Raw genomic sequence first — 13644 nt, 5'->3', positions numbered from 1 at the left:
TTGGAGCAATATCGCGGGTACGGACAGCGCGGTCAAGCAAAGCAATTGGGGCCGCCCTGCGGCCCTTCGCGGGTCAAGCCCGCTCCCACAGGTACTGCGCATCTCTCAAGAATTGCGCGATTCCTGTAGGAGCGGGCTTGACCCGCGAAGGGCTGCAGAGCAGCCCCAACAAATGTGACAGTGCAGCGAGTTGCGCTGTGCCTCAGTGCCCTTTGCGCGGCACTGGCTTGAGCAGCTCGTCCGGGGGCATCTCGCACTTGATCTTGCGCCCCAGCAGTTCCTCGATCGCCGGCAACTGGTAGGAGTCGTCCTCACCGGCGAAGCTGATCGACACACCCTCGGCACCCGCGCGGCCAGTACGGCCAATGCGGTGCACGTAGTCGTCCGGGTCTTCCGGCAGGGTGAAGTTGATCACATGGCTGATGCCGTCGATGTGGATGCCACGGCCGGCCACATCGGTGGCCACCAGCACGGTGATGCGCCCTTCGCGGAAGTTTTCCAGGGTACGGATGCGCTTGTGCTGCGGCACGTCGCCGGAAAGCTGGGCGGCGTTGATGCCGTCGCGCACCAGTTTTTCCTCGATGCGCCGCACTTCGTCCTTGCGGTTGGCGAACACCATCACCCGTTCCCATTTGTGCTGGGTGACCAGGTTGTACAGCAGTTTGTACTTGTCGCTGCCGGCTACCGCGTAGACGTGCTGCTCGACGGTTTCGCTGGCGACGTTCTCCGGCTCGATCTCGACGATGGCCGGGTTGGTGGTCCACTGCTTGGCCAGGTTCATCACGTCTTCGGTGAAGGTGGCGGAGAACAGCAGGGTCTGGCGCTCGCTCTTCGGCGGGGTCTGGCGGATGATCTGCCGTACCTGGGGGATGAAGCCCATGTCGAGCATGCGGTCGGCTTCGTCCAGCACCATTACCTCGACCATGTCCAGGTGCACTTCGCCACGCTGCTGGAAGTCCAGCAGACGGCCCGGCGTGGCCACCAGGATGTCGCAGTGGCGGGCTTCGAGGGCCTTGAGCTGCTTGTCGAAGTCCATGCCGCCGACGAAGCTCATCACGTTCAGGCCGCTGTATTTGGTCAAGGCCACGGCGTCCTTGGCGATCTGCACCACCAGCTCGCGGGTCGGGGCGATGATCAGCGCGCGCGGTTCGCCCATGTAGCGCTCTTTGGGCGGCGGGGTCTGCTGCAGCTGCGAGATGATCGAGATCAGGAACGCGGCGGTTTTGCCGGTGCCGGTCTGGGCCCGACCAATGGCGTCCTGGCCACGCAGGGTGTAGCCCAGTACGCCGGCCTGGATCGGCGTGCAATACGGGAAACCGAGGTCGTGGATGGCGTGCATCAGCTCGTTGGAGAGCTTGAAATCGTGGAAGCGGGTCTTGCCCTCTTGCGGCTCGACCACGAAGTCTTCGGGCTTCCACAGGCTGGCCTGGGGTTTGGGCTTGCGCTCGCGCCGCGGCTTTGGCGTGGCGGGCTGCTGCGTGGGGGCGGGCTCGGTGGCCGGCTGGTCGGCGGCGGCCGGCGCGGCTTTGGGCTTGGCGCTGGCGCGTGGCGCTGTATTTTCTGCGGCCGGTTGTGGTGCCGGCGCGGGCGGGGTCACGGCGACGGGCTCGGCGGCTGGCGGCGCGGCGTCTCCCTTGGCGAATATTTTCTTGAGTGCCTTGAGCACGATCATCTCGTCAATTGATTAAGGAATGTACGCCGGGCAGTGTAATGCAAGAATCGGGCGCGGCGTAGTGCAATGCTCGGGCGGCTACAGGCTCACTGCAACTGGCGGTTCAGCCAGTCATGGATATCGTTCAGCTCGGCCACCGCCACCTCGTGTTCCATCGGGTATTCGTGCCATTGCGCGGCCACACCCCAGGTATTGAGGTATTCGAATGCCGTGCGGCCCATCGATGGGATCACCACCGGGTCATGCACGCCGTGCAGGCACAGCGCGGGCGTGCGCTGCTGGCAGGCGCTCAGTTGCAGGCTCTCGGTGAAGGTCGGGGCGTAGGTGGACAGGGCAATCACCCCGCCCAGCGCTTCCTGCCACTTTATATAGGCGGTGTGCAGCACCACGGCGCCACCCTGGGAAAAGCCCGCCAGGATGATCCGCGACAGGTTGATGCCCTTGGCCTGCTCGGCCTTGATCAGCGCGATGATCTGCGCGGCCGACTCCTCGAGCTGCGCTTCGTCGATGGCCCGTGCCGGGGTCATGGCCTTGATGTCGTACCAGCTGGGCATTTCATAGCCGCCGTTGATGGTCACCGGGCGGGTAGGGGCCTGGGGCATGACGAAGCGGGTGCTGAGCAGGCGCTCCTGGAGAAACTCGGCCACCGGTAGGAAGTCGTAACGGTCGGCCCCCAGGCCGTGCAACCAGATCACACAGGCGTCGGCGGTGTTCTGGGGTTCGAGAATCAGCGGGTTGGTCATGACTGCTCCGAAAAAGTGCGTGCGAACGTAATGAGTGCGTAAAAAGAAGGCGGTGGAGGTTAATGCCAGAAAAAGATGTCGCAACTCTACAACTTTTCCTACTTGACGCCCGCTTAATCGCTTAAGCCAGCAACTGTGGTACGCCCTTTGCTATGACCTTGTCATGCGAAGGAGTGGGCCAGTCACGGTAACACCCCTCGTGTGGATATAAAGGCTGTCATAGAACAGCTCATTGCGCCAATTGACCCAAAAACAAGCCAACACGGGGTCGGATGCGCCTCATAAGGGTGCGGTGCAATTCCGGCTCGTACAACAAGAGCGATTTGGAGGTTGTTGATGAAGATGTTGAAAACCACCCTGGCAGTCCTGACCGCCGCCGCTGCGCTAGGCGCCACCAGCTTCGCCCAGGCCGGCGCCACCCTCGATGCGGTGAAGAAGAAGGGCTTCGTCCAGTGTGGCGTGAGCGATGGTCTTCCGGGCTTCTCCGTACCTGATGCACAAGGCAAGATCGTCGGCATCGACGCCGACGTCTGCCGTGCAGTGGCCGCTGCCGTGTTCGGTGACGCCACCAAGGTCAAGTTCAGCCAGCTCAACGCCAAGGAACGTTTCACCGCGCTGCAGTCCGGCGAAGTCGACGTGCTGTCGCGCAACACCACCTGGACCAGCTCGCGCGATGCCGGCATGGGCCTGGTGTTCGCCGGCGTCACCTACTACGACGGTGTCGGTTTCCTGGTGAACAAGAAGCTCGGTGTTTCCAGCGCCAAGGAGCTCGACGGCGCCACCATCTGCATCCAGGCCGGTACCACCACCGAGCTGAACGTCTCCGACTACTTCCGCGCCAATGGCCTGAAATACACCCCGATCACCTTCGACACCTCTGACGAGAGCGCCAAGTCGCTGGAGTCGGGCCGTTGCGACGTGCTCACCTCCGACAAGTCGCAGCTGTTCGCCCAGCGCTCCAAGCTGGCCTCTCCGGCCGACTACGTGGTGCTCCCGGAAACCATCTCCAAGGAGCCCCTAGGCCCGGTGGTGCGCAAAGGCGATGAGGAGTGGTTCAGCATCGTCAAGTGGACCCTCTACGCCATGCTCAATGCCGAAGAGGCGGGGATCACCTCGAAGAACGTCGAAGCCGAAGCCAAGGCCACCAAGAACCCTGACGTCGCCCGCCTGCTGGGCGCCGACGGCGAGTACGGCAAGGACCTCAAGCTGCCGAAGGACTGGGTGGTGCAGATCGTCAAGCAGGTCGGCAACTACGGTGAAGTGTTCGAGAAGAACCTTGGCAAGAGCACACCGCTGGAGATCGACCGTGGCCTGAACGCCCTGTGGAACAACGGCGGCATCCAGTACGCACCGCCAGTGCGCTGATGCTTGCACCTCGCGGCGGCATACCGCCGCCGCGGGTCGTTCGACACCCTTCTTTTCGGGGCACTTCATGCAAAATCAAATCGGCGCACGGAAAGGGATTTCCCTTAGTGATCCACGTGTGCGCGCGTGGCTGTTCCAGATCCTCACGGTAGCCTGTGTGATCGGTCTGGGCTGGTACCTCATTCACAACACCCAGACCAACATGCAGCACCGGGGCATTACCTCGGGCTTCGACTTTCTCGAGCGCAGTGCCGGTTTCGGCATCGCCCAGCATCTGATCGGCTACACCGAGGCCGATACCTACGCACGGGTATTGCTGGTCGGCCTGCTCAATACCTTGCTGGCGAGTGTCATCGGCATCATTCTCGCCACCGTGCTTGGCTTCACCATCGGCGTGGCCCGCTTGTCCTCCAACTGGGTGATCAGCAAGCTGGCGACGGTGTATGTGGAGACCTTCCGCAACATCCCGCCGCTGTTGCAGATCCTGTTCTGGTACTTCGCGGTGTTCACTGCGTTGCCGGGGCCGCGGGGCAGCATCAACATCGATGATATGTTCTTCATCAGTAGCCGTGGCGTGAACATGCCAGGTGCGTCCATCGCCGAGGGCGCCTGGCCGTTCGCGGTGGCGGTGGTACTGGCGATCGTGGCGGTCGTGCTGATGGTGCGCTTTGCCAACAAGCGCTTCGATGAAACCGGGCAACCGTTCCACAAGTTCTGGGTAGGCCTGGCACTGTTCATCGGCATCCCCGCCATGAGCGTGCTGCTGTTCGGCAGCCCGTTGCAGTGGGAGGTGCCACAGCTCAAGGGCTTCAACTTTGTCGGCGGCTGGGTGCTGATTCCCGAGTTCCTGGCGTTGACCCTGGCCCTGTCGATCTACACCGCGGCGTTCATCGCCGAGATCGTACGTGCCGGTATTCGTTCGGTCAGCCACGGCCAGACCGAGGCGGCGCGCTCGCTCGGGCTGCGCGAAGGGCCAACGCTGCGCAAGGTGATCATTCCCCAGGCTCTGCGGGTCATCATCCCGCCGCTGACCAGCCAGTACCTGAACCTGACGAAAAACTCCTCGCTGGCGGCGGTGATCGGCTACCCCGAGCTGGTGTCGCTGTTCGCGGGCACGGTGTTGAACCAGACGGGGCAATCTGTCGAGGTCATGGCGATCACCATGGGTGTGTATCTGACGATCAGCATCAGCATTTCGTTGCTGATGAACTGGTACAACAAGCGCATTGCGCTGATCGAGCGGTGAGGGCAGGCGCATGAGTTCCCATGTTTTCAAACCTGATATGCCGCCACCGGTGAAAACCGTCGGCGTGCTGGCGTGGATGCGCGCCAATCTGTTTTCCAGCTGGGCCAACACCCTGCTGACCCTGTTTGCCATCTACCTGGTGTGGCTGATTGTGCCGCCCCTGCTGCAGTGGGCGTTCCTGGAGGCCAACTGGTCCGGCACCACCCGGGCGGACTGTACGAAGGAAGGTGCCTGCTGGGTGTTCATTCAGCAGCGCATCGGCCAGTTCATGTATGGCTACTACCCGGCCGAGCTACGCTGGCGTGTCGACCTGACGGTCTGGCTGGGCGTGATCGCAGCGGCGCCGCTGTTCATCAAGCGCTTCCCACGCAAGGTGCCCTACGGCGTCGGCTACCTGGTGCTGTATCCGATTCTTGCCTACCTGTTGCTGCACGGTGGCAGCTTTGGCCTGACCCTGGTGCCGACGTCCCAATGGGGTGGGCTGACCCTGACCCTGGTGATTGCCACTGTGGGTATTGCTGCGGCGCTGCCGCTGGGCATTCTGCTTGCCCTCGGGCGGCGCTCGAGGATGCCGGTGGTCAAGGCGGTCTCGGTGACGTTCATCGAGTTCTGGCGCGGCATCCCGTTGATCACGGTGCTGTTCATGTCTTCGGTGATGCTGCCGTTGTTCATGCCCGAGGGGACAAGCTTCGACAAGCTGTTGCGGGCGATGATCTTCGTGATCCTGTTCGAGTCTGCCTATATCGCCGAGGTGGTCCGCGGTGGCCTGCAGGCAATCCCCAAGGGCCAGTACGAAGCGGCTGCGGCCATGGGCCTGGGCTACTGGCGGGCCATGGGCCTGGTGATCCTGCCCCAGGCGCTCAAGCTGGTGATCCCCGGCATCGTCAACACTTTCATTGCCCTGTTCAAGGACACCAGCCTGGTGATCATCATCGGCCTGTTCGACCTGCTCAACAGCACTCGACAAGCCACGGCAGACCCTGCCTGGCTTGGCATGGCGACCGAGGGCTATGTGTTCGCGGCCCTGGTTTACTGGATTTTCTGTTTCGGTATGTCCCGCTACTCCATGCACCTGGAGCGCAAGCTGGACACTGGCCACAAGCGTTAGGAGTTTCAAAATGAGTGAAGCGATCAAGCAGCCTGCCGGCCCCGAAGGCATCATCCAGATGCAGGGCGTGAACAAGTGGTACGGCCAGTTCCATGTGCTCAAGGACATCAACCTGAACGTGCGCCAGGGTGAGCGCATCGTGTTGTGCGGGCCGTCCGGCTCGGGCAAGTCGACCACCATCCGCTGCCTCAACCGCCTGGAAGAGCACCAGCAGGGCCGCATTGTCGTCGACGGTGTGGAGCTGACCAACGACCTCAAGCAGATCGAGGCGATCCGCCGCGAGGTGGGCATGGTGTTCCAGCACTTCAACCTGTTCCCGCACCTGACCATCCTCGAGAACTGCACCCTGGCGCCCATGTGGGTACGCAAGATGCCACGGCGCAAGGCCGAGGAAATCGCCATGCACTTCCTGGAGCGCGTGCGTATTCCAGAGCAGGCGCACAAGTACCCGGGGCAGTTGTCCGGTGGTCAGCAGCAGCGCGTGGCGATTGCCCGGGCGCTGTGCATGAAGCCGAAGATCATGCTGTTCGACGAACCGACATCGGCGCTGGACCCGGAGATGGTGAAGGAAGTGCTCGACACCATGGTCAGCCTGGCCGAGGACGGCATGACCATGCTCTGCGTGACCCACGAGATGGGCTTTGCCCGCACCGTGGCGAACCGGGTGATCTTCATGGACAAGGGCGAGATCGTCGAGCAGGCGGCGCCGGACGAGTTCTTCGACCGGCCGCGCAGTGACCGGACCAAGTTGTTCCTGAGCCAGATCCTGCATTGATGCAGTTGGGGCCGCTTCGCGGCCCTTTCGCCGGCAAGCCGGCTCCCACAGGGAACCAACCTCAACGCTGTGGGAGCCGGCTTGCCGGCGAAAGGGCTGCGCAGCAGCCCCCGTCGAGCGAACTCAGTTCTCTTCTTTTGCGGCCACCGGCGCCGGTGGTGGCCGCAGCCCCACCTCGGCGATCAGCTTCAGCTGCTGACCATTGCGAACCACTTCGATGGTGATCTTTTCGGTAGGCTTGATCCGCGCCACCTGGTTCATCGACTTGCGGCCATCGCCGGCCGGCTCGCCATTGATGCTGAGGATCACATCCCCCAACTGCAGCCCCGCGCGTGCCGCCGGGCCATCGCGGAAAATCCCCGCCACGACGATGCCCGGGCGCCCCTGCATGCCGAACGACTCGGCCAGCTCCTGGCTCAGCGGCTGTACTTCGATGCCCAGCCAGCCACGGATCACCTGGCCGTGCTCGACGATCGATTTCATCACCTCCAGCGCCAGCTTGACCGGGATGGCGAAGCCGATGCCTTGCGAACCGCCGGACTTGGAGAAGATCGCTGTGTTGATGCCCACCAGGTTGCCGTTGGCATCGACCAGCGCGCCGCCAGAGTTGCCCGGGTTGATCGCCGCGTCGGTCTGGATGAAGTCTTCGTAGTTGTTCAGGCCCAGCTGGTTGCGGCCGGTGGCGCTGATGATGCCCATGGTCACGGTCTGACCGACGCCGAAGGGGTTGCCGATGGCCAGGGTGACGTCGCCGATGTGGATGTTGTCCGAACGGCCGATGGTGATCGCCGGCAGGTTCTTGAGGTCGATCTTCAGTACCGCGAGGTCGGTTTCCGGGTCACTGCCGATGACCCGGGCCAGGGTTTCGCGGCCATCCTTGAGCGCCACGACGATCTGGTCGGCACCACTGGTGACGTGGTTGTTGGTCAGCAGGTAGCCCTCGGGGCTCATGATCACCGCCGAACCCAGGCTCGATTCCCAGCGCCGCTGCTTGGGCAGGTTGTCGCCGAAGAAACGCCGGAACTGCGGGTCTTCGAACAGCGGGTGGGCGCTCTTGTTGACCACCTTGGTGGTGTACAGGTTGACCACCGCCGGGGCGGCCAGGGTCACGGCATCGGCATAGGAGACCGGGCCCTGCATGATCCGGGTAGTCTGCGGGGCCTGCTGCAGGTTGACGTCCTGGCTGGGCAGGCCGACCCATTGCGGGAAGCGCTGGATGACCAGCAAGGCGATCAACACGCCGGTGAGCAGGGGCCAGCCGAAATAACGCAGAGCCTTGAGCATGAATCAATCCTGGGAGTAGGGCGGGGGCCACATCGGTGCGGCCCAGGGTGCGAGCGCGCGCGATCATACACGTGAACAAGTCGATCGGCACGGTTGAAACCGCAGTGGCTGCTTCGCGGGTAAACCCGCTCCCACAGAGATCACACCAACCCTGTGGGAGCGGGTTTACCCGCGAAGGGCAGCACCGCAGCCTTGCCCCCAAGCACTTGTCGCCGGTTTCCCCTGCGCCGGCAACGGCCCATAATGGCGGCCATTATAGGGCTTCGTGCCCTGGTGCAACGCCGATTTCGAGGAGATTTTTCATGGCCGTCGCCCTCAATACCCTGGTCGAGGAAGCCGAGCGCTACCTGGCCAGTGCAAAAATCCAGGATTACTGCCCCAACGGCCTGCAGGTCGAGGGTCGCCCGCAGGTCAGCCGCATCGTCACGGGGGTCACCGCCAGCCAGGCACTGCTCGATGCCGCCGTCGAGGCCGAGGCCGACCTGGTGCTGGTTCACCACGGTTACTTCTGGAAGGGTGAAAACCCTTGCATCACCGGCATGAAGCAGCGCCGCCTGAAGACCTTGCTCAAGCACGACATCAGCCTGCTGGCCTACCACCTGCCGCTGGACCTGCACCCCGAAGTGGGCAACAACGTGCAGTTGGCGCGCCAGCTGGACATCACCGTAGAAGGCCCGCTGGACCCGAACAACCCCAAGGTGGTGGGCCTGGTCGGCTCGTTGGCTGAGCCTCTGTCGGCGCGTGACTTCGCCCGTCGGGTGCAGGAGGTCATGGGCCGTGAGCCGCTGGTGATCGAGGGCGAGCAGATGATCCGCCGGGTCGGCTGGTGCACCGGCGGCGGTCAGGGCTACATCGATACCGCCATCGCGGCGGGGGTGGACCTGTTCCTCAGCGGCGAGGCGTCGGAGCAGACTTTCCACAGTGCCCGGGAGAACGGCATCAGTTTCATCGCAGCCGGGCACCATGCCACTGAGCGCTATGGTGTGCAGGCGTTGGGTGATTACCTGGCACGGCGGTTTGCCCTGGAGCACCTGTTCATCGATTGCCCGAACCCGATCTGATTGCCCGTTTGTTGGCAGGCTCAGGCCTTTGATCGCCTGTACCGGCCTCATCGCTGGCAAGCCAGCTCCCACAGGGTGGCGCACACGTTCTCGGTGGGAGCCGGCTTGCCGGCGAAAGTGCCGCAACGCAGCCCCTGAGGGCCCAAACCCCCAGTCATATCGTTAGATTGTTTCGATCTAGGCGGCCTCCTAAATAGAATCAGGCGCTGTGATAAAGTGGCTCGCTCGAACACGGCCCGCAGGCCGTCCATAAGATCGTTTTTCGTGAGTAGCCATGGTCGACAATCTGACGCACTTGAAACAGCTGGAGGCGGAGAGCATCCATATCATCCGCGAGGTGGCCGCCGAGTTCGACAACCCGGTGATGCTGTACTCGATCGGCAAGGATTCCGCGGTCATGCTGCACCTGGCGCGCAAGGCCTTCTTCCCGGGCAAGCTGCCGTTCCCGGTGATGCACGTCGACACCCAGTGGAAGTTCCAGGAGATGTACAGCTTCCGCGACAAGATGGTCGAGGAGATGGGCCTGGAGCTGATCACCCACGTCAACCCCGAGGGTGTGGCGCAGGGCATCAACCCGTTCACCCATGGCAGCTCCAAGCACACCGACATCATGAAGACCCAGGGCCTGAAACAGGCGTTGGACAAGCATGGCTTCGACGCCGCTTTCGGTGGCGCGCGCCGCGACGAAGAGAAGTCCCGCGCGAAAGAGCGCGTGTACTCGTTCCGCGACAGCAAGCACCGCTGGGACCCGAAGAACCAGCGCCCGGAGCTGTGGAACATCTACAACGGCAAGGTCAACAAGGGCGAGTCGATCCGTGTGTTCCCGCTGTCCAACTGGACCGAGCTGGACATCTGGCAGTACATCTACCTCGAAGGCATCCCGATCGTGCCGCTGTACTTCGCCGCCGAGCGTGAAGTGATCGAGAAGAACGGCACCCTGATCATGATCGATGACGAACGCATCCTCGAGCACCTCTCCGAGGAAGAGAAGGCGCGCATCGTCAAGAAGAAAGTGCGTTTCCGTACCCTGGGCTGCTACCCGTTGACGGGTGCGGTCGAGTCCGAAGCCGAGACCCTGACGGACATCATTCAGGAAATGCTCCTGACCCGCACGTCCGAGCGCCAGGGCCGCGTCATCGACCACGATGGTGCAGGCTCGATGGAAGACAAAAAACGCCAAGGCTATTTCTAAGCTTCAAGTTACAAGCGGCAAGCTGCAAGACAGAAGCAGAACGCGTAGCTTCTGAAATTTGTGGTTTGTCGCCTGCTCTGCGGGCCGGGAGCGCTCGCAGTGGATTTTGAGAAGTTGATGGTTTGGCAGAGAAGCAAGGATCTTGCGGTTGGGATGTATCAGGCTTTTGCCGATTGCCGAGACTTTGCGTTCAAGTCTCAAATCACGCGTTCTGCAGTCTCGGTACCTTCCAACATTGCGGAGGGCATGGAGCGGCAGTCATGTCGAGAAAAGGTCTGGTTCCTGAACGTAGCAAAAGCATCCTGTGCGGAATTGCGTACGCAATTGATCATCGCTGGTGAAATTGGATACGTGCCTGCTGAATCGGCTAACGACTGGATTAATGAAACCCGTGAGCTCTCCAGGATGCTTGCAGGGTTGATCAACAAAATTTCTAACTAGCTGTACGCCGACAAGCTTGCTGCTTGAAGCTTACAGCTTGGAGCTTGAATGCAATGAGTCACCAATCTGATCTGATCAGCGAGGACATCCTCGCCTACCTGGCCCAGCATGAGCGTAAAGAGCTGCTGCGCTTCCTCACCTGCGGCAACGTGGACGACGGCAAGAGCACCCTGATCGGGCGCCTGCTGCACGACTCCAAGATGATCTACGAGGACCACCTCGAGGCCATCACCCGCGACTCGAAGAAATCCGGCACCACCGGCGAGGAAGTCGACCTGGCGCTGCTGGTGGACGGCCTGCAGGCCGAGCGCGAGCAGGGCATCACCATCGATGTCGCCTACCGCTACTTCTCCACCGCCAAGCGCAAGTTCATCATCGCCGACACCCCGGGCCACGAGCAGTACACCCGCAACATGGCCACCGGCGCCTCGACCTGCGACCTGGCGATCATCCTGGTCGATGCCCGCTACGGCGTGCAGACCCAGACCCGCCGGCACAGCTACATCGCCTCGTTGCTGGGCATCAAGCACATCGTCGTCGCGGTCAACAAGATGGACCTCAAGGGCTTCGACGAGCAGGTCTTCGAGTCGATCAAGGCCGACTACCTGAAGTTCGCCGAGAGCATCAACCTCAAGCCATCGAGCCTGCACTTCGTGCCGATGTCGGCGCTCAAGGGCGACAACGTGGTCAACCGCAGCGAGCAGTCGCCGTGGTACACCGGCCCGGTGCTGATGGAGATCCTCGAGTCCGTCGAGATCGCCGCCGACCGCAATGTCACCGACCTGCGCTTCCCGGTGCAGTACGTCAACCGCCCGAACCTGAACTTCCGCGGCTTTGCCGGCACCATCGCCGGTGGCGTGGTGCACAAGGGCGACGAGATCGTCGTGCTGCCGTCGGGCAAGAGCAGCCGGGTCAAGTCCATCGTCACCTTCGAAGGTGAGCTGGAGAACGCCGGCCCTGGCCAGGCAGTGACCTTGACCATGGAAGACGAGATCGACATCTCCCGTGGCGACCTGCTGGTGCATGCCGACAACGTGCCGCAGGTGACCGACCAGTTCGACGCCATGCTGGTGTGGATGGCCGAGGAGCCGATGCTCCCGGGCAAGAAATACGACATCAAGCGCGCCACCAGCTACGTGCCGGGCTCGATTGCCAGCATCACCCACAAGGTCGATGTGAACACCCTCGAGCAGGGCGCCGCCAGCGCACTGCAGCTGAACGAAATCGGTCGCGTCAAGGTCGCCCTGGACAGCGCCATCGCCCTGGATGGTTACGACAGCAACCGCACCACCGGTGCGTTCATCGTCATCGACCGCCTGACCAACGGCACCGTCGGCGCCGGCATGATCATCGCGCCGCCGGTACTGCCCCACGGCAGCGCCGGCCAGCATGGAAAGCTGGCTCATGTGGCCACCGAAGAGCGCGCTCTGCGCTTTGGCCAGCAACCGGCCACCGTGCTGTTCAGCGGCCTTTCCGGCGCCGGCAAGAGCACCCTGGCCTATGCGGTGGAGCGCAAGCTGTTCGACATGGGCCGTGCGGTCTACGTGCTCGATGGCCAGAACCTGCGTCACGACCTGAACAAGGGCCTGCCGCAGGACCGCGCCGGCCGCACCGAGAACTGGCGCCGCGCCGCCCATGTGGCGCGCCAGTTCAACGAAGCCGGCCTGCTGACCCTGGCCGCCTTCGTTGCCCCGGACGCCGAAGGCCGCGAACAGGCCAAGGCGCTGATCGGCAAGGAGCGCCTGGTGACCGTCTACGTCCAGGCCTCGCCGCTGGCTTGCCGCGAGCGTGACCCGCAGGGCCTGTATGCCGCCGGTGGCGACAACATCCCGGGCGAGAGCTTCCCGTACGACGTGCCGCTGGATGCGGACCTGGTGATCGACACCCAGTCGGTCAGCGTCGATGAAGGCGTGAAGCTGGTGCTGGATGTGCTGCGTCAGCGTGGGGCGATCTGATTGATTGCCTGATGTGTTAAACCCCGCTTCGGCGGGGTTTTTCATTTTTATGGTGTCTGTTGGCAGAATTTTGGGGTTTCTTTGCAGCCCATCGCCGGCAAGCCGGCTCCCACAGGATGGTGCATGGTTTGGGGGTAATGCGGTCGAGGTGGGAGCTGGCTTGCCAGCGATTGGGGCGCAGAGGCGGCGGCTTGCTAGATGTGTTTCTCGGACACCGGAATCACCCGCCGCTCCTTCACCCCCGGCAACCGCTGCAGCACCTCGCGGGTGAAGATTGGGCTTGCCCCGCGATGCGTTACACAGCAGTGCCGATGCCCGCCCCTCCCTGAGCAACTGCAGCCACTGGCAAGTTCGGCTGGCCTTTCGCCGTGGGGCCCGGTGTCCAGGTATAGGCGTGCGTGATGTCAATTTTCCTCGAAGTGTCTGGGCTGTTTTAACTCTCTCGTGGGACATTTCCCAAAGATGCAGTCGCCGCCTATTTACCGTTGTGGGTGCTCCGTTGGGGGACTAGTCTGGGCCTGTCGCTGGCTATCAGCGACTCTGCCTTGACAGGTTGTCATTAATATTTGGCATACCTGGACACCTCTAGACAAGGAGCAAGTCATGAACCAGAAGACCCAGCAGGGGGCGACCGCGCCCAATCATCAGGACAGCGAAAAAGCACTCTTCAGTAAGGAAGAGTTGCAGGTCTTGAGCGACGCCATCAAGAAGTCAAAGACTCGAGTTTCCGAAACCAAGGCGGCGAGCTGCGCGTACCACCGTTGAGCTGACTCTGAAAAAGCAAGAAAGCCTTTTCTTGCTT

12 protein-coding genes and 1 pseudogene are annotated in these 13644 nt (G+C 62.5%); 9 read left to right on the top strand and 4 right to left on the bottom strand.

Translation table 11 applies throughout. The annotated features are described in order from the left end of the window. Window positions 1-202: 202 nt before the first annotated feature. Complete coding sequence (gene rhlB / locus ACQ4N9_RS18305) at window positions 203-1666, bottom strand: ATP-dependent RNA helicase RhlB (protein ID WP_390967043.1); 1464 nt, start codon at window positions 1664-1666, stop codon at window positions 203-205. Between the two features lie 92 nt (window positions 1667-1758). Next, on the bottom strand, window positions 1759-2415 hold the full coding sequence (locus tag ACQ4N9_RS18300) for an alpha/beta hydrolase (RefSeq protein WP_390967045.1): 657 nt from the start codon (window positions 2413-2415) through the stop codon (window positions 1759-1761). Between the two features lie 336 nt (window positions 2416-2751). Here ACQ4N9_RS18300 and ACQ4N9_RS18295 point away from each other — a divergent pair, with 336 nt between their 5' ends. The 4 genes from ACQ4N9_RS18295 (at window position 2752) to ACQ4N9_RS18280 (ending at window position 6909) form a co-directional block, all read left to right on the top strand. Beyond that, the gene (locus ACQ4N9_RS18295; protein ID WP_390967047.1) at window positions 2752-3780 is read left to right on the top strand and encodes an amino acid ABC transporter substrate-binding protein; all 1029 of its coding nucleotides are present in this window, start codon (window positions 2752-2754) and stop codon (window positions 3778-3780) included. Between the two features lie 67 nt (window positions 3781-3847). Continuing rightward, on the top strand, window positions 3848-5026 hold the full coding sequence (locus tag ACQ4N9_RS18290) for an amino acid ABC transporter permease (RefSeq protein WP_390967049.1): 1179 nt from the start codon (window positions 3848-3850) through the stop codon (window positions 5024-5026). Between the two features lie 10 nt (window positions 5027-5036). Then, window positions 5037-6134 carry an amino acid ABC transporter permease gene (locus ACQ4N9_RS18285; RefSeq protein ID WP_390967051.1) on the top strand — a complete coding sequence of 366 codons (1098 nt, stop codon included), beginning with the start codon at window positions 5037-5039 and terminating at the stop codon, window positions 6132-6134. A 10-nt stretch (window positions 6135-6144) separates the two neighbouring features. Beyond that, entirely contained in the window at window positions 6145-6909 is a 765-nt protein-coding gene (locus tag ACQ4N9_RS18280) for an amino acid ABC transporter ATP-binding protein (protein ID WP_232882188.1), read from the top strand. Window positions 6910-7032: 123 nt separating this feature from the next. Here the strand turns inward: ACQ4N9_RS18280 and algW are convergent, their stop codons facing one another. Continuing rightward, complete coding sequence (algW, locus tag ACQ4N9_RS18275) at window positions 7033-8193, bottom strand: Do family serine endopeptidase AlgW (protein ID WP_125462690.1); 1161 nt, start codon at window positions 8191-8193, stop codon at window positions 7033-7035. 302 nt (window positions 8194-8495) lie between these two features. On the opposite strand from algW, the gene ACQ4N9_RS18270 reads away from it, so the two are divergent. The 4 genes from ACQ4N9_RS18270 to cysN all read left to right on the top strand — a co-directional run bounded on the left by ACQ4N9_RS18270 (window position 8496) and on the right by cysN (window position 12842). Continuing rightward, the gene (locus ACQ4N9_RS18270; protein ID WP_279845150.1) at window positions 8496-9254 is read left to right on the top strand and encodes a Nif3-like dinuclear metal center hexameric protein; all 759 of its coding nucleotides are present in this window, start codon (window positions 8496-8498) and stop codon (window positions 9252-9254) included. Between the two features lie 274 nt (window positions 9255-9528). Next, complete coding sequence (gene cysD / locus ACQ4N9_RS18265) at window positions 9529-10446, top strand: sulfate adenylyltransferase subunit CysD (protein WP_110991645.1); 918 nt, start codon at window positions 9529-9531, stop codon at window positions 10444-10446. A 99-nt stretch (window positions 10447-10545) separates the two neighbouring features. Beyond that, window positions 10546-10887 carry a four helix bundle protein gene (locus tag ACQ4N9_RS18260; protein WP_258644943.1) on the top strand — a complete coding sequence of 114 codons (342 nt, stop codon included), beginning with the start codon at window positions 10546-10548 and terminating at the stop codon, window positions 10885-10887. 53 nt (window positions 10888-10940) lie between these two features. After that, on the top strand, window positions 10941-12842 hold the full coding sequence (gene cysN / locus ACQ4N9_RS18255) for a sulfate adenylyltransferase subunit CysN (RefSeq protein ID WP_125462691.1): 1902 nt from the start codon (window positions 10941-10943) through the stop codon (window positions 12840-12842). A 194-nt stretch (window positions 12843-13036) separates the two neighbouring features. Here cysN and ACQ4N9_RS18250 read toward each other — a convergent pair. Continuing rightward, window positions 13037-13114: pseudogene (locus ACQ4N9_RS18250) on the bottom strand (AsnC family transcriptional regulator); the annotation flags it as partial. 331 nt (window positions 13115-13445) lie between these two features. Here ACQ4N9_RS18250 and ACQ4N9_RS18245 point away from each other — a divergent pair. Beyond that, entirely contained in the window at window positions 13446-13607 is a 162-nt protein-coding gene (locus ACQ4N9_RS18245) for a hypothetical protein (RefSeq protein WP_189654519.1), read from the top strand. Window positions 13608-13644 lie beyond the last annotated feature (37 nt).

Source organism: Pseudomonas sp. ES1 (assembly GCF_050586605.1).
Lineage (GTDB): Bacteria > Pseudomonadota > Gammaproteobacteria > Pseudomonadales > Pseudomonadaceae > Aquipseudomonas > Aquipseudomonas sichuanensis.
This window is presented reverse-complemented; position numbering and strand designations above follow the sequence as displayed.

What these genes read in the sequence shown, in the direction of transcription:
- ACQ4N9_RS18300 (WP_390967045.1), bottom strand. Translation starts at nt 2,415, where the DNA reads ATGACCAACCCGCTGATTCTCGAACCCCAGAACACCGCCGACGCCTGT.
- ACQ4N9_RS18245 (WP_189654519.1), top strand. Translation starts at nt 13,446, where the DNA reads ATGAACCAGAAGACCCAGCAGGGGGCGACCGCGCCCAATCATCAGGAC.
- ACQ4N9_RS18270 (WP_279845150.1), top strand. Translation starts at nt 8,496, where the DNA reads ATGGCCGTCGCCCTCAATACCCTGGTCGAGGAAGCCGAGCGCTACCTG.
- algW (WP_125462690.1), bottom strand. Translation starts at nt 8,193, where the DNA reads ATGCTCAAGGCTCTGCGTTATTTCGGCTGGCCCCTGCTCACCGGCGTG.
- ACQ4N9_RS18285 (WP_390967051.1), top strand. Translation starts at nt 5,037, where the DNA reads ATGAGTTCCCATGTTTTCAAACCTGATATGCCGCCACCGGTGAAAACC.
- cysD (WP_110991645.1), top strand. Translation starts at nt 9,529, where the DNA reads ATGGTCGACAATCTGACGCACTTGAAACAGCTGGAGGCGGAGAGCATC.
- ACQ4N9_RS18290 (WP_390967049.1), top strand. Translation starts at nt 3,848, where the DNA reads ATGCAAAATCAAATCGGCGCACGGAAAGGGATTTCCCTTAGTGATCCA.
- ACQ4N9_RS18280 (WP_232882188.1), top strand. Translation starts at nt 6,145, where the DNA reads ATGAGTGAAGCGATCAAGCAGCCTGCCGGCCCCGAAGGCATCATCCAG.
- cysN (WP_125462691.1), top strand. Translation starts at nt 10,941, where the DNA reads ATGAGTCACCAATCTGATCTGATCAGCGAGGACATCCTCGCCTACCTG.
- ACQ4N9_RS18295 (WP_390967047.1), top strand. Translation starts at nt 2,752, where the DNA reads ATGAAGATGTTGAAAACCACCCTGGCAGTCCTGACCGCCGCCGCTGCG.